This window comes from Streptomyces sp. NPDC006872, assembly GCF_040635845.1.
Lineage (GTDB): Bacteria > Actinomycetota > Actinomycetes > Streptomycetales > Streptomycetaceae > Streptomyces.
On record NZ_JBEYIL010000007.1, the window covers coordinates 133,866 to 152,560 of the forward strand.

The following is an 18,695-nucleotide window of genomic DNA, read 5'->3' on the forward strand; positions in this document are numbered from 1 at the left end:
CACATAGCAATCACAATCTAAACAACCATGACCGCGCACAAAGCAACTCCTTCCCACAACCGTCGCCGTCGGAGTGGCCCGTCGCACGCGTCCTCCGCCAAGCGCGGCCGGAAGGGAGCGCTGTGGGCCGGGATCGCCGCACTGACCGTCCTGGGCGTCACCGGTTTCGCAGCCGTGGGCTGGACGTTACCGGGCACGGGCAAGGGCACCGCCGATGCCGGGGCCGAGCCCACGAAGTCCTCGGCGTCGAGCCCCGGCCCCACCCGGCCGACGCAGAGCCCGCAGTCCAAGTCCCCGGCCGGCCGGTCCGCGAGCCCGTCCACGAGTCCGTCGGCCGGCAGGTCCGGCGGTGCCTCCGCCGGCAGTTCCGCCGCCGGCGGAGGCACCGCCGGCTCGTCCGGCAGTCCGTCGGGCGGCACCACCGAGGCCGACATCCCGGCCACCGGGCCGGGCACGTTCACCGTCGCGGACGGCTCGAGCGCGAGCGTGGGCAAGGGCACGCCGCTGCGCTACCGGGTCGACGTCGAGGACGGCCTCGACCTGTCCACCGCGGACGTCGCCCGGCAGGTGGAGGTCATCCTGGCCGACCCGCGCGGCTGGACGGCGGACGGCAACTCGGCGTTCCAGCGGGTCTCCAGCGGCGCCGTCGACTTCGTCGTCCGGGTCGCGACCCCCGGCACCGTGGACAAGATCTGTCTCCAAGGGGGGCTGAACACCGGAGGCGAGTACAACTGCAGCGTGAACCAGAACGTCATGGTCAACCTCGAGCGCTGGCTGCTGGCCACGCCCGTCTACGCCAAGGACGTCGTGGCCTATCGCGCGCTGATCATCAACCACGAGGTCGGCCACTTCCTCGGCCACAACCATGTCACCTGCCCCGGTGCGGGCAAGCCCGCCCCCGCGATGATGCAGCAGATCAAGGGCATGAAGGGCTGCGTCCCCAACGTCTGGCCCTACGACGACCGGGGGCAGCTCATCACCGGCCCCGCAGTGCCCTGAACCGGCCTCCCCGAACCGGCCCTTCCCGAATCTGCCTCGCTGAACTCGCCCTCCTGAACTCGCGTTCCTGAAGCGGCCGTTCGCCGTGGCGGCCTTCGCCCCGACCTGGACCGCCTCGACCTGGACCGACCCGGCCTGGACCGCCCGTTCATCGCTGGTAGCGCGCCAGCACCAGGTTGCCGTCCTTCTCCAGCCGTTCGCGCAGTTCGCCGAGGCCGATCGCCCCGCTGTAGTACTCCTGGAACGCGGGGGTCGCGACCTTGTCCTTCCACTCGGGGTAGCCCCGGACGGACTGGGCGGGCGCCGGGCTCAGATGGGCGGCGAGGGCCGTGCCGGTCGCCCAGTCGTCCTTCGTGGTGTGCAGCGCGGGGTCGGCGAGGGCCTGGGCGCCGGTCGGCAGCATCCAGTCGCCCAGCGCGAGGCGCACCATGTTCTTCGGCCGGAGCAGGAAGTCGATGAACTCGACGGCCTCCTTGCGGTGCGGGCTGTCCTGGGCGACGGAGAGCGTCTGCGGGCTGACTCCCTGGGCGAGTCCGTCGGCGCCCGCCGGGGCGGGCAGCACCTGCCAGTCGAAGCCCTTCGGCGCCTGCTGCACGATCTGCTGGCGGTAGGAGAAGCCGAGCGGGACCATCGCATACCGGCCGCCGAAGAAGCCCGGCAGGGTGTCCGAGCCGCCGCTGCCCAGCGTCGTGGGCGAGGCGCTGCGGTCGCTGCCGACCTGCTCGTGGACGGTGCGCGGTACGACCTCGTCGCCGGCCTCGAAGCGGATGGTGACCTTGCCGTCCGCGTCCCGGTGGAACAGCTGCCCGCCCGCCGACAGGGACAGGTTGAGGGTGGCGGAGACGGGGTCCTTCAGCGGCCAGGCCACACCGTATCGGCCGTCGCCGCTGAGCTGTTCGGTGATCTGCCGGAACTCCGGCCAGCTCCAGGGGTGTTCGGGGGTCGGGATACGGACGCCGGACTCCCGCAGCCAGGTCGCGTTGGCGACGAGGACGCGCGGCTCCTGCAGGAAGGGCACGCCGTAGACGCCGTCGCCGAAGGTCGTCGTCTCCCAACTGCGCTGCGGGATGTCGGACTTGAGGCGAGCGGGCAGAAGGTCGGTCAGATCGGCGAGGTAGCCGCCGTAGGCGAAGTCGGCGAGGTCGTCGGAGGCGTCGTGGATGACGTCGGGGGCCTCGCCGCCCTCGAAGGAGGTGAGAAGCTGGTCGTGGACGCTGTCCCAACTCCCCTGTACATACTCGACCTTGACGTCGGAGTGGGCGGCGTTCCACTCCTCGACCAGTTCCTTGTTGGCCGTGACGGACTCCTCCTGCCAGGCCAGGGACTGGAAGCGGAGGGTGACGGGGCCGTCGTCGCCTCCGCCGCCGGAGGAGCAGCCCGCGAGGAGCAGCAGGACCACGGCGATCAGCAGTCTGGTCCGCATCAGCTCTTCACCGCCCCGGTGAGCATGCCACCCGTGATCCGTCGCTGGATGAGGGCGAAGACGACCAGCGAAGGCAGGGTGGCGAGGAACGCGGCGGCGGCCAGCGGGCCCAGGTCTGCGACCCCTTCCGCCCCGATGAAGTGGGTCAGGACGACCGGCAGCGTCTGTTTCTCAGGCGTTTTCAGTAACACGAGCGCGAAGAAGAACTCGTTCCACGCGGTGATGAACGCGAACAGCGCCGTCGCCACGATCCCCGGCGCGAGCAGCGGCGCCGTCACCGACACCAGGGTCCGCAGCCGTCCGGCCCCGTCGATCGCCGCCGCCTCCTCCAGTTCGACGGGGACGGCGCGGACGTATCCGACGAGCATCCACAGCGCGAACGGCAGCGCCCACACGACGTACACCATGACCAGCCCCGGCACGGAGTCGATCAGCCGCAGGTTCTTCAGCACCAGGAACAGCGGGATGATCACCAGCACGAACGGGAACGCCTGGCTGACCACCACCCAGCCGGAGGCGGCCCGCGCGAGCCGGGTGCGCTGCCGGGCCATGACGTACGCCATCGGCGTGGCCAGGCACACGGCGATCACGGCGGCGCCCAGCGCGGCGAGGAGGGAGTTGAACGCGGCGTGCAGCAGGGGCTGTTCGTCGAAGGCGCGGCGGAAGTTGGCGAGGGTGGGGTCCTTCGGGATCCAGGTGGGGTGCAGACTGCCCAGCTCGCGGGCGGGCTTGAACGCGACGGAGATCAGCCAGACGAGGGGGAAGGCGAGGAAGACGAGGTAGGCGAGCAGGGCCGTGTACTGACCGGCGCGGGCCGCGGGGCGGGTCCTCAACGGTCGTCGCCTCCCTTGATCCGGCCCACCAGGAAGAGGGCCAGGAACACCGAGATCACCGCGACCATCACACAGCCCATCGCCGCCGCGTACCCGAACTGGCCGTAGCGGAAGGCCTCTTCGTAGGCGAAGAGCATGGGCAGCCGGGTGCGGCCGCCGGGTCCGCCGCTGGTCAGCACGTAGACCAGGGCGAAACTGTTGAAGTTCCAGATGAAGTTGAGCGCTGTGATCGCGAGGGCGATGGGCCGCACGGCCGGCCAGGTGACCGTGCGGAAGCGACGCCAGGCGCCCGCGCCGTCCACCGCGGCCGCCTCGTGCAGTTCGCGAGGGGTGTTCTGCAGACCGGCGAGCAGGGTGACCGTGGTCTGCGGCATGCCCGCCCACACGCCGACGACGATCACCGCGGGCAGGGCGGTCGTCAGGCCGCTGAGCCAGTCCCGCCCGTGGCCCAGGCCCAGGTCGCGCAGGGTCTCGTTGAGGATGCCGGCGTCCGGGTTGTAGACGAGCCGCCACATGACGCCGACGACGACCTCGGGCATCGCCCAGGGGACGATCGCGAGGGCGCGGGCCAGCCAGCGCAGGCGTAACTCCTCGTTCAGGAGCAGGGCGAGGCCGAGAGCCAGCACGAACTGCAGGGCCGTCACCGCGACCGCCCAGACCAGGCCGATGCGGAACGACTCCCAGAACAGGGTGTCGTGCAGCAGGTCGGAGAAGTTCAGGGCGCCGATCCACTGGGTGGAGGTGGTCCGGCCCGACTGTGCGTCGGTGAACGCCAGCAGGATCCCGTAGAGCAGCGGGCCGACGCTCAGGCCCAGAATGGGGATGAGGGCGGGCAGGACGAGGAACCAGGCGCCGTGGCCGGAGGCTCGGCGTGGCGGTCCGGCGGCGGACGCCCGGCGCACGGTCCGTCTCTTCTCGGTCGCAAGCGACACGTGTGCGGCCCCCTTCCCGCGGCTTCGACGGGCCTCGCCATGGTCGTGAAGGTGCTGTACGCCGTCAAGACACCACGCGCGCGGTCCGATCTGTGCGAATGCGACACTGGCCGTCGGATGGCCGGATCCCGACGCCGTCCGGTGAGGCCGGGCGGCAAGCGACACGGAGGCGGACGATGGACGAGGCACGGGCCCGGGACGTACTGGCCGCGGCGGGGGTACTGCCCGGCCCGGCGGCGGACGCGCGGCTCCTCGCCCTGGGCGAGAACGCGGTGTTCGCCGCCGGTGACCTGGTGGTGAAGGTGGGACGCGACGCCGAACTCCTCGACCGGGCCCGGCGCGAGCTGGACATCGCGGTCTGGCTGGCCGAGGCGGGCGTCCCGGCGGTGCGGGCGGCCGAGCCGAAGCCACTGCTGGCCGAGGGACACCCGGTGACCCTGTGGCAGCGGCTGCCCGACCCCGTACGGGCTGCCGGACCGCGGGATCTGGCCGAACTCCTGCGCCTGGTGCACGCACTGCCCGCCCCTGCCTTCGGGCTGCCCCCGCGCGACCTGCTGTCGGGGGTCGAACGCTGGCTGCGGCTCGCGGGCGACGCGATCGACCCGGCGGACGCGGCGTATCTGCGGGCGCGCCGCGACGGCTTCGCCACGGCCGCCGCCGCGCTCACCCCGCAGTTGCCGCCCGGCCCGATCCACGGCGACGCGCTCCCCCGCAATGTGCACATCGGCCCCGAGGGCCCGGTCCTGGTCGACCTGGAGACCGTCTCCGCCGATCTGCGCGAGCACGACCTGGTCGTCATGGCGCTCTCCCGCGACCGGTACGGTCTGCCCGCCGCGGACTACGACGCCTTCACCTCGGCGTACGGCTGGGACGTGCGGGAGTGGGCGGGCTGCCCGGTCCTGCGGGGCGCCCGCGAGACCGCGAGCTGCGCGTGGGTCGCCCAGCACGCGCCCACGAACCCCGAGGCGCTCGCGGAGTTCCGGCGCCGGGTGGCATCGCTGCGGGACGGGGACGAGGCGGTCCGGTGGTATCCGTTCTGATCCAGGCGCTGCGGGCGTGGCGGGCCGCCGCCCGGCTCAGGCGCATGAAGTAGCGGGCCCGCCGCCGCGCACGACGGCGCCGGACGGGACGCACCGGCGTCAGGCGGGTTTCTGCGCCGGCTCCCGCATCGGCCAGACGCCGTCCACCACCGCGTCCTCGTCGCCCTTGCGGCGCAGGAAGCTCTGGAAGTCCGCCGCCCACTCGGCGTACCACTCGATCTGCCGGAGGTGCAGCTCCGCCGGGCCGAGGGATGCGACCTTGGGGTGGCGGGCGGCTATCGCACCGGCCAGGCGGGCCGCGGCGAGGGCGTCGGCCGAGGCGTCATGGGCGGATTCGAGAGGGACGCCGTACTCGGCGCAGACCGCCTCGAGGTTGCGCTTGCCGCGCCGGTAGCGGTCGACCGAGCGGTCGATGGTGTACGGGTCGACCACCGGCGCCGGATCCTGGCCGCCGAGCCGGTCCCGCAGGGAGGGCAGCTGGTGGCGGCGCAGTTCGGCGGAGAGCAGGGTGAGGTCGAAGGCCGCGTTGTAGGCGACGACCGGGACACCCGTGCGCCAGTACCCCACGAGGACCTCGGCGATCGCGTTCGCGACCCGGTCGGCGGGGGCGCCCTCGCCGGCGGCCCGCTCGTTGCTGATCCCGTGCACCGCGACCGCGTCCGCCGGGATCTCCACGCCCGGGTCGGCCAGCCATTCGCGATGTCCCAGGACCTGCCCGTCCCTGACCTCGATCACGGCTCCCGTGACGATGCGCGCCTCGCGCGGGTCCGTCCCGGTCGTCTCCAGGTCGAAGCCGATCAGCAGCTCCCGGTACCAGGCCATGTCGGCCCCCCTTCTTGGTGGTGCTTCCCCCAGTGGTCTCCACCCTGCCATGCACCACTGACAATCAGAGGATCGCGTTCCGCTTACCGGTGCGAGGGGACGTCCCGAAAGCCCCCGGAAGCCACCCACGTCCGCACGAGTCCGTCAAAGTCTGTCCGAGTCGGGGTGAATCAGGACACCGGTCGCGAGTCCGCCCAGGCCAGCTCGAACTCCTCGCGGTATGCCGAGAAAAGTCCGCCTTCGTCCACCTCGCCCGACTTCACCACCCGGTTGCCGTTGCGCAGCACCAGCACCGGGGCCTCCATGCCGCGCATCCGCCGCAGGTAGGACTGGATCACCGCGATGCCGTCGGTGCCGTCGCCGTCGACGAGATAGGCGGTGAAGCGGGGCGTCTCGTCGTAGACCTGGATCTGGAAGGCGCCCGGGTCGCGCAGTCGGGCGCGGACCCGGCGCATGTGCAGGATGTTCATCTCTACGGCGCGACTCAACTCGCCCCGTTTCATGCCCAGTTCGCGCTCGCGGCGCTTGACCGCGCTGGAGGCCGGGTTGAGGAAGAGCAGCCGGACGCGGGCGCCGGCCTCGGCGAGGCGGACCAGACGGCGGCCGGAGAAGTTCTGCACGAGCAGGTTGAGGCCGATGCCGATGGCGTCGATACGGCGGGACCCGTCGAAGATGTCCTCGGCGGGGAACTGGCGCAGCAGCCGCACCCGGTCGGTGTGGACGGCGACCACGTCCGCGTACCGGTCGCCGACGAGGTCCTCGACCGCGTCGACGGGCAGCCGGCGGGCCGAGGGCACGTCGCCGCTGGTGCCCAGCATCTCCAGCAGCCGCGCGGAGGCCCGTTCGGCCTGGTTCAGGACGGCCTCGGACAGGGCCCGGTTGCGGGAGACGACGTTGCGGGTCACCTCCAGCTCGTCCAGGGCGAGTTCGACGTCCCTGCGGTCGTCGAAGTAGGGCTCGAAGCACGGCCAGTGCTGGACCATCAGTTCGCGCAGCTGCGGCAGGGTGAGGAAGGAGATCACGTTGTCGTCGGCCGGGTCGAGCAAGTAGCCCTTGCGGCGGCTGACTTCGCGGACGGCGACGGCGCGCTGCACCCATTCCTGGCCGGCGGGCCCGGCCGCGGCGACCACCCACTCGTCGCCGTGGACGGGTTCGTAGATGGGCCGCAGCACGGCGGCCACCACGGCCCGCAGCCGCTGCTCGACGAGGTTCAGCCAGATGTAGGCCCGGCCGGCCCGCTGCGCGCGGGTCCGTACCTCGCGCCAGGCGTCGGCGTCCCAGTCCAGCTCCGGTCCGATGGCGTTCGTCTCCATCGGCCGGGCCAGGGACACCGTGCCGGGCGGGACGTCTGCGGAGCCTCCCTCGTGACCCTCGTCACCAGGGGGCAGCTCCAGCCCTCCCGAGCCCACCCGCGCACCGCCTTCCGCTCCCCCGAGCACTCCCCGTCCCAACGATCAAGGAAGGGTACTCCGGGAGCGGTGGGCGGTGCAGCCGGATGGACAGGTCGTTTCTCAACTACCGCCGTTCGGCTCGCCGTTCTGTCCGGCCAGGGCGGACGGAGTGAGCGGATTCATAGCGGTGACGTCCCTGGGGGCCAGGGAGAAGCCCTGCCAGTGGACCGGCATGGGCTCCTGGTCCTCGTCCCGGGCGATGTGGTGGAAGCCCACGTTCACCCAGGCCACGGGGTGGGTGAGGGTCTCTCCGTTCACCCACTTGTCGACCGAGTAGCCGTGCAGCGGACCGCCGCAGCTGCGGACGTTGTTGCTGGCGTACTGCTCGCAGTTGTTGTACTGCGTGAAGTAGACGTCGTGCTTGGTGAAGGGGCGCCCGGAGTACTTGGTGGTCGCGCCGGGGACGAACTCGTAGGAGCGCGCGTGGCCGTCCTTGTTCTTGCCGGTCGCGCTGACCACGCGCCACCAGCGCATGTTCGCGGCGTCGCCCGCGAGTTCCTTGGTGACGGCGGTGCGGGTGGTCTTGTTGGTCGGGCCCTGCTGTCCGCCGGCGGGCGGGCTGACCACCGAGTCGTACTGCTCGACCTTGGTGTTCGACGAGCCGTCGAGGCCGAAGTCGAGCCGCCAGAACACGTTGTGGCTGTGGCTGGTGGCGGAGGACTTGGCGCCCTTGCCGATGGGCCAGCCGCGGCCGTCGCCGGCGTCGTAGTCGAAGGGCGAGAGGCTGCCGGTGGCGCCGACGTTCATGTTGATCGCGCCGTCGTCGGAGAAGCGCCACTCGGTGATGTACTCGTACCAGCCGACCTTGTTGACGGTGTAGATCAACAGGTCCTTGCCCTGGGCCTGGAAGACCTTGTTCGAGTCCGCCTGCATGCGGTAGGCATGGCCGCGCGAACGGGTCGTGGTGCACAGGCCCTTGACGTTCGCGTTCACGCCGTTGAACGGGTCGGGGACCTTCACCGTTCTGATGGTGCCGCCGGGGCACTCGGCGGGGGCCATGTTCACCAGACCCGAGCCGAAGTTGTAGTCGGTGATGTCGTTGTACTCGTTGGTGCCGTCGTCGTACGGCACATGGATCTGGGCGATCTTGGCGCTGTTGAGGACGCGGATCGGCTTGGCCTCGCCGGGGGGCTGGTAGGAGATCTTCTCCAGGATCAGGCCCGACTTGGACTCGAAGCGCCAGCACATGCGCCAGGTCGTGCCGGTGGAGAGCTTCTGTTCGATGCGGTAGGCGGCGCTGCAGTCGGCGGCCGCCGCCGCGGGGGCCGCCTTGGGCTGGGCGGCGGCCGGGCCGGCTCCGGCGGCCGCACCGGTGGCCAGCGCTGCCACGGAGAGGCCGACGAGCGCCCCCGTACGGGCACGGCGGCCGCTGATCAGATTCGGAACGCGCATGACGACATGACTCCCTTTGCATCCCTGTGACAGGAGGCAAGTTCGAAGAACGGACGTGGGGGACGGGCCTGCGAACGATTCAGCCGGCGAGCCGGGCGACCTTGCGGGTGCTGAGGTCGACGACCAGGGACCGGGTGTCGATCCAGGGGCCGTTCCTGACCTTCGTCAGCAGCCGGACGCAGCGGTGTTCCCCGCACTTGTCGAGGACGGCGCTCTGGGCGCCCGGCGCCGCCCGGTACACCATGCTGGCGAGCTGCAGCTGGTCCGGGGAGGTGAGCGCCTTGCCGGTGGCGTCCTTGAAGTCGGCCTTCAGGTCCGCGCCCAGCGGGTCGGCGATCAGCAGGCTCGCGGCCTCGTTCTGCTCGGCGGAGCTGAGCGGCGGCTGGACGCCCTGCTGGGTGCCGGTGCTCTCGACCTTGCCGGTGTCGAGGTTGACGGTCTTGGTGAGCAGCGTGTCGGTCTTGTAGTCGTAGAACGACACCTCCGCGCGCCGGGGCGCCCGGGCGTCGTCCACCTCGTCGGCCTCGGGCTCGGCGAGGTCGACGCCGAGACTCTGCGGGCCGCGGTCGCCGTCCACGTCCTGGCTCGCGTTGAACTGCTGTCGGTTGAGCGCGATCTTCTCGACGCGCGCGATCTCGTCGTCGGTCAGGGGATCGCGGCCCACGCCCTTCTCGCCCTCGGCGGGCGCCTCCTCGACGACACCGGGCTGCACCGCCGCCGTGTCCCCCTGCTGCTGTCCGGCGGCCTGCTGGGCGCTCTGCCCGGCCTTGCCGCCCCCCGTGTCGTCCGCCCCCGCCGTGCCCGGCAGGGTGATCCCGACCATCATGGCCGTCGCGGCCACCGCGATGGCCGTACCCGCCACCACCTTGCCCAGGTGGCGACGCACTGTCGTGCGCACATCTTCCCCCTACTCCCCCTGTTGCCCGGGAGTACGTGTCTGCCCCACGGATTCGGCACCCGACGCATGGCTCGTGGTGGCTCATGGCGTCGTCTGCACTGGTCGTCGGGTAAGAGGGGCGTAAGTCACAGGCGGTTCCCTCACTTTCCGGGAGACTCGAAGCCAAGGCGCCCCCGGCGGGGCGACACACCTGAAAGAGTCGTGTCCATGCAGGTCTGGCCTGGAGAGGCGTATCCCCTCGGTGCCACGTACGACGGCGCCGGCACGAACTTCGCGGTCTTCACGGAGGCCGCGGACCGAGTAGAGCTGTGTCTGCTGCACGACGACGGCTCGGAGACGGCGGTGGAACTGCGCGAGAGCGACGCGTTCGTCCGGCACGCGTACGTGCCGGGCATCATGCCGGGGCAGCGCTACGGCTTCCGGATGCACGGCCCGTACGACCCCGCGCGCGGGCTGCGCTGCAACTCGGCGAAGCTGCTGCTCGACCCGTACGCGAAGGCGATCAGCGGTTCGATCGGGTGGGGCGAGGAGGTGTACGGCTACCACTTCGACGCCCCCGAACGGCGCAACGACCTGGACTCGGCGCCGCACACGATGACGTCGGTCGTGGTGAACCCCTACTTCGACTGGGGCGACGACCGCAGGCCGCGCACCGAGTACCACCACACGGTGATCTACGAGGCCCATGTGAAGGGCCTGACGATGCGCCACCCGGGGCTGCCGGAGGAGCTGCGCGGGACGTACGCGGCCCTGGCGCACCCGGCGGTCATCGAGCATCTGACGGAGCTCGGGGTGACGGCCCTGGAGCTGATGCCGGTGCACCAGTTCGTCAACGACCACCGGCTGGTCGACATGGGCCTGAGCAACTACTGGGGCTACAACACGATCGGGTTCTTCGCCCCGCACAACGCCTACGCCTCCTGGGGCGACCGCGGCCAGCAGGTGCTGGAGTTCAAGTCGGCGGTACGGGCGCTGCACGAGGCGGGGATCGAGGTCATCCTCGACGTGGTCTACAACCACACCGCCGAGGGCAACCACCTGGGGCCGACGCTGTCCTTCCGGGGCATCGACAACCGGTCGTACTACCGGCTGACGAACGACCGCCGCTACTACATGGACACCACGGGGACCGGGAACTCGCTGCTCATGCGGTCCCCGCACGTACTGCAGATGATCATGGACTCGTTGCGGTACTGGGTCCTGGAGATGCATGTCGACGGGTTCCGCTTCGATCTCGCGGCGACCCTGGCCCGCCAGTTCCACGAGGTGGACCGGCTGTCGTCGTTCTTCGACCTGGTGCAGCAGGATCCGGTGGTGTCCCAGGTGAAGCTGATCGCGGAGCCGTGGGACGTGGGCGAGGGCGGCTACCAGGTGGGGAACTTCCCCCCGCTGTGGACCGAGTGGAACGGCAAGTACCGCGACACCGTGCGGGACGTGTGGCGGGGCGAGCCGCGCGCGGTCGGCGAGTTCGCCTCCCGGCTGACCGGCTCCTCGGACCTCTACCAGGACGACGGGCGCCGGCCGCTGGCCTCCATCAACTTCGTGACCTGCCACGACGGCTTCACCCTGCACGACCTGGTGTCCTACGACCACAAGCACAACCAGGCCAACGGGGAGGACAACCGGGACGGCGAGAGTCACAACCGGTCCTGGAACTGCGGTGTGGAGGGCGCGAGCGACGACCCCGAGGTGCTGGCGCTGCGCGCCCGCCAGATGCGGAACTTCGTCGCCACGCTGATGCTGTCCCAGGGCGTGCCCATGATCAGCCATGGGGATGAGTTCGGTCGCACCCAGAAGGGCAACAACAACGCGTACTGCCAGGACAGCGAGCTGGCCTGGGTTCAGTGGCCGCCCGAGGACGGCAACGAGCTGCTGGAGTTCACGCGCGCGTTGGTGTGGCTGCGCAAGGAGCACCCCGTCTTCCGGCGGCGCCGCTTCTTCCACGGCCGGCCGGTGGAGGGCACCCACGACGAGCTGTCGGACATCGCCTGGTTCACGCCCGAGGGGACGGAGATGGCCCAGCGGGACTGGGACCGGGCGCAGGCGTCCGCGCTGTCGGTGTTCCTCAACGGCAACGCGATCTCCGAGCCGGGCGCGCGCGGCGAGCGGATCACCGACGACTCCTTCCTGCTGATGTTCAACGCCTCGGCCAAGACCCTGGAGTTCGTGGTCCCGGTCGACCACGGGCGGCAGTGGCAGGTGGTCGTGGACACGGCGAACCCGGCGGCGGTGGCGCCGGGCGCGGGCACGAAGGTGCAGGCCGGGGCCCGGCTGACGCTGGTGGACCGGAGCATGACCGTGCTGCAACGGCCGACCTAGCCGGGGGCGGACGGAGGGGGCGCAGGCAGGTTTGACACGAAACGCGGCCGGGCGGGTACGTAGGTGGTCATGACCTCTGAGCGACGTGACGCCCCTGTTCCCGTGACGCCGACGGCGACCTACCGGCTGCAGCTGCAGCCCGGGTTCCCGTTCCGGGCCGCGGCGGCGGCCGTGCCGTACCTGGACTCGCTCGGCGTCTCGCATCTGCATCTGTCCCCGGTCCTGGAGGCCGTCCCCGGCTCCCCGCACGGGTATGACGTCGTGGACCCCACGCGCGTACGCGGGGAGCTGGGCGGGGAGGAGGGGCTGCGGGCGCTGGCGCGCACCGCGCGGGAGCACGGGCTCGGGCTGGTCGTGGACATCGTGCCCAACCACATGGCGATGGCCCCGCGTCACAACCGCGCCCTGTGGGAGGTGCTGCGAGAGGGCCCCGAGTCGCCGTACGCGCGCTGGTTCGACATCGACTGGGCGGCGCAGGGCGGACAGGTCCTGCTCCCGGTGCTCGGCGGTCCCCTCGGGTCGGAGCTGGCGCATCTGCGGGTGGACGGGGACGTCCTGCGCTACCACGACCACGCCTTCCCGCTGCGCGAAGGCACCGAGGGGCTGCCGCTGCCGCGGCTGCTGGACGCCCAGTGGTACCGGCCGGTGTGGTGGCGGCTGGCCCGCACCGAGCTGAACTACCGGCGCTTCTTCAGCATCTCGGAGCTCATCGGGGTGCGGGTGGAGGACCCGGAGGTGTTCGAGGCCACGCACGGCACGATCCTGCGGCTGCTGCACGAGGGCGTGGTCGACGGGCTGCGCGTCGACCACCCCGACGGCCTCGCCGACCCCGACGGCTACCTGGAGCGGCTGCACGAGGCGAGCGGCGGCCGCTGGACGGTCGTCGAGAAGATCCTGGCGGACCGGGAGCGGCTGCCGGACTCCTGGCCGGTCGCCGGCACGACCGGCTACGACGCCCTGCGCCGCGTCGACGGCCTCTTCACGGACCCCGCGGGGGTCGGGGAGCTCCGGGCCCATTACCGGCGCTTCGCGGCCCCGCAGACGGACCGGGGCGGCGACTGGGCGGCGACGGTGCGGCGAGCGGCGTACGGGGTGCTCGGCCATGAGCTGGCGGCCGAGACGGACCGGCTGACCCGGGTCGCGTCCCGGGTGTGCGCCGCGTCGGCGGATCCCGCGCTGCGCGACCGGGCGCCCTGGGCGCTGCGCACGGCGCTGGAGGAGCTGCTCGTCCGGCTGGAGGTCTACCGGCCGTACGCCTCGGGCGACCCGGCGGCCGTCGTCACCGAGGCGGCGGCCCGGGCGGCGCGCCAGGCGTTCGTCGTGCCCGAGGAGGCGGGCGCGGTCGACGTGGTGCGGGGCCTGGTGCTCGGCGGGGAGGGTGCGGCGGGGGCGGAGTTCCGCGTGCGGTTCGCGCAGACGGCGTCCGCGCTGCGGGCCAAGTCGGTGGAGGACACGGCGTTCTACCGGTACGTGCCGCTGCTGGCGGCGAACGAGGTGGGCGGCGACCCGGGCGCCCCGGGCGGGTCCCCGGCCGACTTCCACGCGTACTGCGCGCGCGTGCAGCGCGACTGGCCGACCGGTGGGACGGTCGTGTCGACGCACGACACCAAGCGCAGCGCCGATGTGCGCGCCGCGCTCGCCGTGCTCACCGAGTGCCCGCGGCGCTGGGCGGACGTCCTGGAGGAGGTCACGCGCGCGAAGGAGGGCGAGCAGGACGAACCGGAGGTGCCGGACGGGCAGCTGGCGTGGGCGGCCTGGCAGACGGTCTTCGGCCTCGGTCCGGCGGCCCCGGAACGCGTTCAGGAGGCGTTGCTCAAGCACGCGCGCGAGGCGGGGCTGTACACGAGCTGGACGGAGCAGGAGCCGCCCTACGAGGAGGCGGTGGCCGCGTTCGTGGCGGCCGGGCCGTGCGGGCCGCCGGGCGAGCGGATCGCCGCGCTGCGCGGCGAGCTGGAGTCGTACATCCGGGCGAACGTGCTGGGCACGGCGCTGGTGCAGCTGACGATGCCGGGGGTGCCGGACCTCTACCAGGGCACGGAGAGCGAGTACCGGGCGCTGGTGGACCCGGACAACCGGCGCCCGGTGCGGTTCCCGCCGGAGCGTCCCGGCGTCAAGGACGCGGTGACCGCGGCCGCGCTGCGACTGCGCCGGCGGCGGCCGGGGGTGTTCGGGGTCCCGGCGACGTACGAGCCGCTGGCCGCCGAGGGGGCGGCCGCGGCGCACTGTCTGGCGTTCGCCCGCTCGGGCCGGGTGGTGACGGCCGTGACGCGGCTGTCGCTGCGGCTGGCGGAGGCGGGCGGCTGGCGCGAGACGCGGCTGGCGCTGCCGCCGGGGCGGTGGATCGACGCGCTGGCTCCGGCGCGGGAGTTCACGGGGCACGCGCGCGTGGCGGAACTCTTCGAGGCGCTGCCGGTGGCGCTGCTGGAGCGGGCGGAGGGCGTCGGCGACTGAACTCCGTTGCCGTCCACAGGACTTGGAGAATCGGGGGTGAACGGCCGTACCCCACCGCCGGCGCGCGCATCCGAGCGCCCCCTGGAGCCTCCCCCGAGGCCTCCTTGACAGTTCACAGAGACCGTGGGGTACTGCGGATGCGAAGGCCGGGCGGACCAATACGGGGGTGAGTCTCCTGCCGGAGCTGCGCTACCCCACGGTGATCGAACTGACCTCCTTTGCCCGGGCGTTGGCCACGCATCAACCCGGCGTGTGTGCGCTGCGGCAGGTGGGGGTCTCCCGCGCGGGCCGGCCTCTGCACCTGCTGTCCGTGGGACACGCCCCGCGGGCCGTGCTCGTCGTCGCGGGCGCCCACGCGAACGAGCCGACCGGGGGTTCCACCCTGCTGGCGCTCGCCGAACGGGTGTTGTACGAGCGGGAGTTGCGCGACGGCACGTCCTGGCACTTCCTGCTGTGCGCGGACCCCGACGGGGCGAGTCTGCATGTGACCCCGGCGCCGCGCAGCCTGCTGGAGTACCACCTCGGCTTCTTCCGGCCGGCCGGTCCGGAGCAGCCCGAGTGGTCCCCCGCCGTGCTGCCGCCGGACCGGCTGCCGCCCGAGACGCGCGCGCTGACCCGGGTCATCGACGAGCTGCGGCCCTACCTCCAGGTGACCCTGCACGGCACCGACCTGGGCGGCAGCTGGGTGCAGTTGACCAAGGACATCCCGGGTCTCGCCGAGCCGTTCGCGAAGTCCGCGGCCCAGTTGCACATCCCGGTGGAGACGGGCGCCTCCGACGCGGCGGGCTGGCCGGCCTCCGGGCCCGGCGTGCACGTGATGCCGGCCGCCGGGGCGGACGCGGCCTACCCGAGCATGCCGGACGACGCGCGGCACAGCACCTGGTACCACGCCCATCGCTACGGCGGTCTGACCGCGGTGGTGGAGGTGCCGATGTGGGCGAGCGACATGGTGGACGACCCCGCCCAGCATCCCGCGCCGGCCGCGGCGATCCAGCGGCTGGCGCGACGGCTGCTGCGGGACACCACGGAGGTGGAGCGGGTGCTCGTCGAGGCGCTGCCGCGGCTGGAGGGCGTCGACGGTCCCCTGCTGCGGGCGGCCAGATGGGCGCTGGAGCTGGTGCCGGGGCTGGCCGCGGACTGGACCCACACACCGCCGGCGGGCACGACGATGGCGTACGTCGGCAGCGTGGACGCCTTCGCGCGCCGGCTGCCGCTGCGGGCGGCCGCGATGCTGTGGCGGGTCCTGCAGGAGAGCGACGACCACGCGGCCCCGCGCCTGGAGCAGCTCGTCGAGACCTGGAGCGACGCCTTCGCCGACCGTTTCCGGGCCCGCTGGGTGCCCTTGGAGCACCAGGTCGAGCATCAGTCCCGCACGGTCGTGGCGGCGGCCCTGCACGCGCGCGAACGGGCTGCGTAGAGCCGAACGGCGGCCACCCGGACGGCGGCCGCGGGCACGCGCGCGGGCCCACGGCCGCCGTGGCCGCCTTTCCTGCTCAGACCTCGGGCACCTGCTCGTCGTCGTCCAGGGCGAACACGGCCCCCGTCAGCGCCTCCCGCTCGCAGTCGTTGCCGAAGGTGCGCTGGTAGTCGACCGGACGCCCGTTCCACTCTCCCTGCGCCCGGACGGTCACCGGGGCGTACAGGAGCGGGCAGATGCGGCTGCCGTCCCCGGTGAGGGCGCCGACGTCGCCGTCGGCCCTCGCCAGGACGTCGCAGGCCTCGGCGGCGCGGGAGTGGCCCTGGGGCGGGTCGCACATCAGGAGGGTGCCGCGGCTGTCGCTGGAGCGGGCGTCGCCGCGGACGACGGTGAGCTGGAGCCAGTTGCCGGGGAGGGCGTCGTGGGAGGCCGCCAGGGCCGGGGCGGCTCCGGCGGCGAGGAGGAGGGCGGCCGCGGCCGCCAGGGTGCGCCGGACGGCTTTCGCCGAGCGGAGAGGGTTGCGGAAGTGCGTCATTCCCGGTGCATCGGCACGGCGGGCTGGGTACCCCAGTCCGACTCACCCGAACGGGCACGTGCGGGTGCTGCGGGCGGCCGTCCGGCCAGCTCGAACGCGGCGAGCACGACCCGCGCCTGGTACTCCGCCTGCCGTGCGACGGGGATCCAGCGCGCTCCGCAGTCGTCCTGGTAGCCGGCGCACCACGCGTCGATGAGCCCGTCCAGCTCGGGCAGCGCGCCGCAGGGGTCGGCTCCGGCGCCGGTGACGAGCTGGTGCAGCAGGCCCGCCGTCCGGACGGCGATCCGGCGGCCGGCGATGCGCAGGGCGGTCAGATGGGCGGTGCTGAGCGGCGGGAGCGGGCGGGCCGGGTCGGCGGTGTCGGGGTCCCAGGCGTCCGCGAGGCCGGGGCAGACCAGTAAATAGTCGTCGACCGGGGCGAGCAGGCGGGCCGCGTCCGGGAGATCGGCGAGGCGGGGCCGCACCCGCGTGAGGATACGTTCCAGCAGCTCTGTGTCACGGCGCAGGGCATGGCTCACGGCGCGCAGCACCGCGTCCCGGTCGGCGGGCGGGGAGCCGTCCTCGACGGCGGCGACGCCCCACATGGGCGCCTCGACGACCGCGGTGACCGTGCCGTGCCGGTGCGGGTGGTACCAGGTCGACTCGACGGCGGCCTCGGTGATGGCGGCGGCCAGATCGCCCACGCGCGGGGGCGGGATCCGGTAGACGGCGGGCGCCAGGCGCGGCCAGTACAGGGCGTCGTAGGGCCCGAGTTCGCGGGGGATGCCGAGGCGGGCGGCGGCGTGGGCCACCCGCCGGGAGAGTCCGGGCAGGTCACGGGTGAGTTCCACGAAGGCGCCGCCGACGTCGACGCCGTGCAGCGAGCACTGGAAGAAAGGTTTCAGTTCGTCCTGGAGGCGGAGCAGCGCACGGGTCTCCGGCAGCGCGGCGGCGGCCGCGCCGTCGGGCAGCCATTCGGGCTGTTCCAGGAAGCCGGGCCGGAAGAAGTTCCGGAAGTAGCGGCCGAGGCTGTAGGGGCCGGACAGCCAGCCCTCGTTGCGGCGCAGGCCGTCGGGGTCCAGGCAGAGCAGCAGGTTCCAGGTGGCATCGGCGCCGACGGTGAGCCGCGGGTCGGCCAGGACGCGTTCGGCCAGCCGCAGGACGGTGGCGCCGCCGACGGGCTCGTTGGCGTGCGGTCCGGCGACGACGAGGGCCTGGCGGGCGCCCCGGCCGACGGAGAGCAGCCACAGGGGCGTGCCCGCGCGGGAGACCCCGACGCGGCGCAACCGGACGTCCCCGGAGCTGCGGACGGCGAGCGCGGCCGCGCGGGCCGCGAGTTCGTCCACGGTCGGGTAGCGGAGGAGTGGCGGCAGGACACACCTCCACAAGGCGGCGCCGTCGGTTCACCTGGCGTATCTGGTGTACGCACAGTGAGTCATCGGCCGGGGGTACGTCAACACCGCCGCACGCGCGGGTACTTGGCCGGGCAGGTCGTTCGCCCCGGACCGGTCGGGGGTCCGAGGGCGGGGGTCCGGGGTCCGGGGTCAGTCCACCGAGAGGCGGAACCCCATCCGGCCGAAGGCGACCTGGTCGCCCTCACGGACCACGGCCGCGCCGATGACCCGACGTCCGTTGACGGTCGTCCCGTTGGTGGAGCCGAGATCGCGCAGCACCCACATGCCGCCCTGGCGGCTGAGTTCGGCGTGCACCCGCGAGACGCTCTCGTGGGTCAGCCTGAGGCCGCTCGCGGGGTCGCGGCCGATGCGCAGCGCGTGCGCGGTGCCCGGGTGCGGCAGCAGCAGCTTGGGCAGCCGCTCGGCCTGCCAGGCCCTGCGCAGCCGGACGGTGAAGCCCGAGACCGCCTCGACGGCGCCGAGGACGACCCGCGAGAAGCGCTTCTCCTCGGGCAGGTCGGCGGTCAGGACGGCGAGCTCGTCGGAGCGGCGGGCGGCCAGAGCGAGCTCCATGCGCCGGATGAACGTGTCGTGCGACAGGCGCCCCATGGCGACGCCGTCCCGCAACACCTTCAGCGCGTGGTCGCGCTCCGCGTCCGACAACCGCGCGGGATACGTGTTGAACTCGAAAGACGACGTCACGCTCGTGATTGTCGGTCAGTGAACCCCGGGTGTCCAGAAGACGGGAAACGCCCACCCCACGCGCGCGTGCGCCAATGGGAGTGTTCCGAACACGGATTGATCTCGTGT

At 72.5% G+C, this 18,695-nt stretch carries 15 protein-coding genes; 5 read left to right on the top strand and 10 right to left on the bottom strand.

Translation table 11 applies throughout. From position 1 onward, the window contains the following. Positions 1-27 precede the first annotated feature (27 nt). Positions 28-999: a DUF3152 domain-containing protein gene (locus tag ABZ725_RS21830; protein WP_358804251.1), complete on the top strand. Its 972-nt coding sequence runs from the start codon at positions 28-30 to the stop codon at positions 997-999. A gap of 148 nt (positions 1,000-1,147) precedes the next feature. Here ABZ725_RS21830 and ABZ725_RS21835 read toward each other — a convergent pair whose 3' ends face one another. The 3 genes from ABZ725_RS21835 to ABZ725_RS21845 are packed head-to-tail and all read right to left on the bottom strand — an operon-like array spanning position 1,148 to position 4,187. Beyond that, positions 1,148-2,422: a sugar ABC transporter substrate-binding protein gene (locus ABZ725_RS21835; protein WP_358804252.1), complete on the bottom strand. Its 1,275-nt coding sequence runs from the start codon at positions 2,420-2,422 to the stop codon at positions 1,148-1,150. Then, the gene (locus tag ABZ725_RS21840; protein ID WP_358804253.1) at positions 2,422-3,255 is read right to left on the bottom strand and encodes a carbohydrate ABC transporter permease; all 834 of its coding nucleotides are present in this window, start codon (positions 3,253-3,255) and stop codon (positions 2,422-2,424) included. The genes ABZ725_RS21835 and ABZ725_RS21840 overlap by 1 nt, the downstream gene beginning before the upstream one ends. Further along, on the bottom strand, positions 3,252-4,187 hold the full coding sequence (locus tag ABZ725_RS21845) for a sugar ABC transporter permease (protein WP_358804254.1): 936 nt from the start codon (positions 4,185-4,187) through the stop codon (positions 3,252-3,254). Before ABZ725_RS21845 ends, ABZ725_RS21840 begins: the two co-directional genes overlap by 4 nt. Positions 4,188-4,363: 176 nt before the next feature. Between ABZ725_RS21845 and ABZ725_RS21850 the strand changes: the two genes are divergently transcribed. Next, positions 4,364-5,227 (top strand): aminoglycoside phosphotransferase family protein, encoded by an 864-nt coding sequence (locus ABZ725_RS21850; protein WP_358804255.1) that lies wholly within the window; start codon positions 4,364-4,366, stop codon positions 5,225-5,227. Positions 5,228-5,326: 99 nt separating this feature from the next. Here the strand turns inward: ABZ725_RS21850 and ABZ725_RS21855 are convergent, their stop codons facing one another. The 4 genes from ABZ725_RS21855 to ABZ725_RS21870 form a co-directional block, all read right to left on the bottom strand. Further along, complete coding sequence (locus ABZ725_RS21855; RefSeq protein WP_358804256.1) at positions 5,327-6,049, bottom strand: 3'-5' exonuclease; 723 nt, start codon at positions 6,047-6,049, stop codon at positions 5,327-5,329. Positions 6,050-6,219: 170 nt separating this feature from the next. Then, on the bottom strand, positions 6,220-7,488 hold the full coding sequence (locus ABZ725_RS21860) for an SAV2148 family HEPN domain-containing protein (protein ID WP_358804530.1): 1,269 nt from the start codon (positions 7,486-7,488) through the stop codon (positions 6,220-6,222). A 72-nt stretch (positions 7,489-7,560) separates the two neighbouring features. Continuing rightward, positions 7,561-8,892 (bottom strand): copper amine oxidase, encoded by a 1,332-nt coding sequence (locus tag ABZ725_RS21865; protein ID WP_358804257.1) that lies wholly within the window; start codon positions 8,890-8,892, stop codon positions 7,561-7,563. A gap of 79 nt (positions 8,893-8,971) precedes the next feature. Beyond that, complete coding sequence (locus ABZ725_RS21870; RefSeq protein WP_358804258.1) at positions 8,972-9,790, bottom strand: Tat pathway signal sequence domain protein; 819 nt, start codon at positions 9,788-9,790, stop codon at positions 8,972-8,974. 207 nt (positions 9,791-9,997) lie between these two features. Here ABZ725_RS21870 and glgX point away from each other — a divergent pair, with 207 nt between their 5' ends. From glgX to ABZ725_RS21885, 3 genes are all read left to right on the top strand, one after another. Beyond that, positions 9,998-12,109, top strand: coding sequence for a glycogen debranching protein GlgX (gene glgX / locus ABZ725_RS21875; protein WP_358804259.1), 2,112 nt, complete (start codon positions 9,998-10,000; stop codon positions 12,107-12,109). Between the two features lie 69 nt (positions 12,110-12,178). Continuing rightward, positions 12,179-14,560: a malto-oligosyltrehalose synthase gene (treY, locus tag ABZ725_RS21880; protein ID WP_358804260.1), complete on the top strand. Its 2,382-nt coding sequence runs from the start codon at positions 12,179-12,181 to the stop codon at positions 14,558-14,560. Between the two features lie 166 nt (positions 14,561-14,726). Then, positions 14,727-15,977: a M14 family zinc carboxypeptidase gene (locus tag ABZ725_RS21885; protein ID WP_358804261.1), complete on the top strand. Its 1,251-nt coding sequence runs from the start codon at positions 14,727-14,729 to the stop codon at positions 15,975-15,977. A 76-nt stretch (positions 15,978-16,053) separates the two neighbouring features. On the opposite strand, the gene ABZ725_RS21890 is transcribed toward ABZ725_RS21885, so the two are convergent. The 3 genes from ABZ725_RS21890 to ABZ725_RS21900 form a co-directional block, all read right to left on the bottom strand. Further along, positions 16,054-16,512 (bottom strand): SSI family serine proteinase inhibitor, encoded by a 459-nt coding sequence (locus tag ABZ725_RS21890; RefSeq protein ID WP_358804262.1) that lies wholly within the window; start codon positions 16,510-16,512, stop codon positions 16,054-16,056. Beyond that, entirely contained in the window at positions 16,509-17,879 is a 1,371-nt protein-coding gene (locus ABZ725_RS21895; protein WP_358804263.1) for a M14 family zinc carboxypeptidase, read from the bottom strand. The genes ABZ725_RS21890 and ABZ725_RS21895 overlap by 4 nt, the downstream gene beginning before the upstream one ends. Before the next feature lie 156 nt (positions 17,880-18,035). Further along, positions 18,036-18,587, bottom strand: a complete 552-nt coding sequence (locus ABZ725_RS21900; RefSeq protein ID WP_358804264.1) for a DUF1707 and FHA domain-containing protein — start codon at positions 18,585-18,587, stop codon at positions 18,036-18,038. Positions 18,588-18,695: the final 108 nt, after the last annotated feature.

Excerpts from the sequence above, each read along its gene's own strand:
- ABZ725_RS21830 (WP_358804251.1), top strand. The coding sequence starts at position 28 with ATGACCGCGCACAAAGCAACTCCTTCCCACAACCGTCGCCGTCGGAGT.
- ABZ725_RS21835 (WP_358804252.1), bottom strand. The coding sequence starts at position 2,422 with ATGCGGACCAGACTGCTGATCGCCGTGGTCCTGCTGCTCCTCGCGGGC.
- ABZ725_RS21850 (WP_358804255.1), top strand. The coding sequence starts at position 4,364 with ATGGACGAGGCACGGGCCCGGGACGTACTGGCCGCGGCGGGGGTACTG.
- ABZ725_RS21855 (WP_358804256.1), bottom strand. The coding sequence starts at position 6,049 with ATGGCCTGGTACCGGGAGCTGCTGATCGGCTTCGACCTGGAGACGACC.
- ABZ725_RS21865 (WP_358804257.1), bottom strand. The coding sequence starts at position 8,892 with ATGCGCGTTCCGAATCTGATCAGCGGCCGCCGTGCCCGTACGGGGGCG.
- glgX (WP_358804259.1), top strand. The coding sequence starts at position 9,998 with ATGCAGGTCTGGCCTGGAGAGGCGTATCCCCTCGGTGCCACGTACGAC.
- treY (WP_358804260.1), top strand. The coding sequence starts at position 12,179 with ATGACCTCTGAGCGACGTGACGCCCCTGTTCCCGTGACGCCGACGGCG.
- ABZ725_RS21890 (WP_358804262.1), bottom strand. The coding sequence starts at position 16,512 with ATGACGCACTTCCGCAACCCTCTCCGCTCGGCGAAAGCCGTCCGGCGC.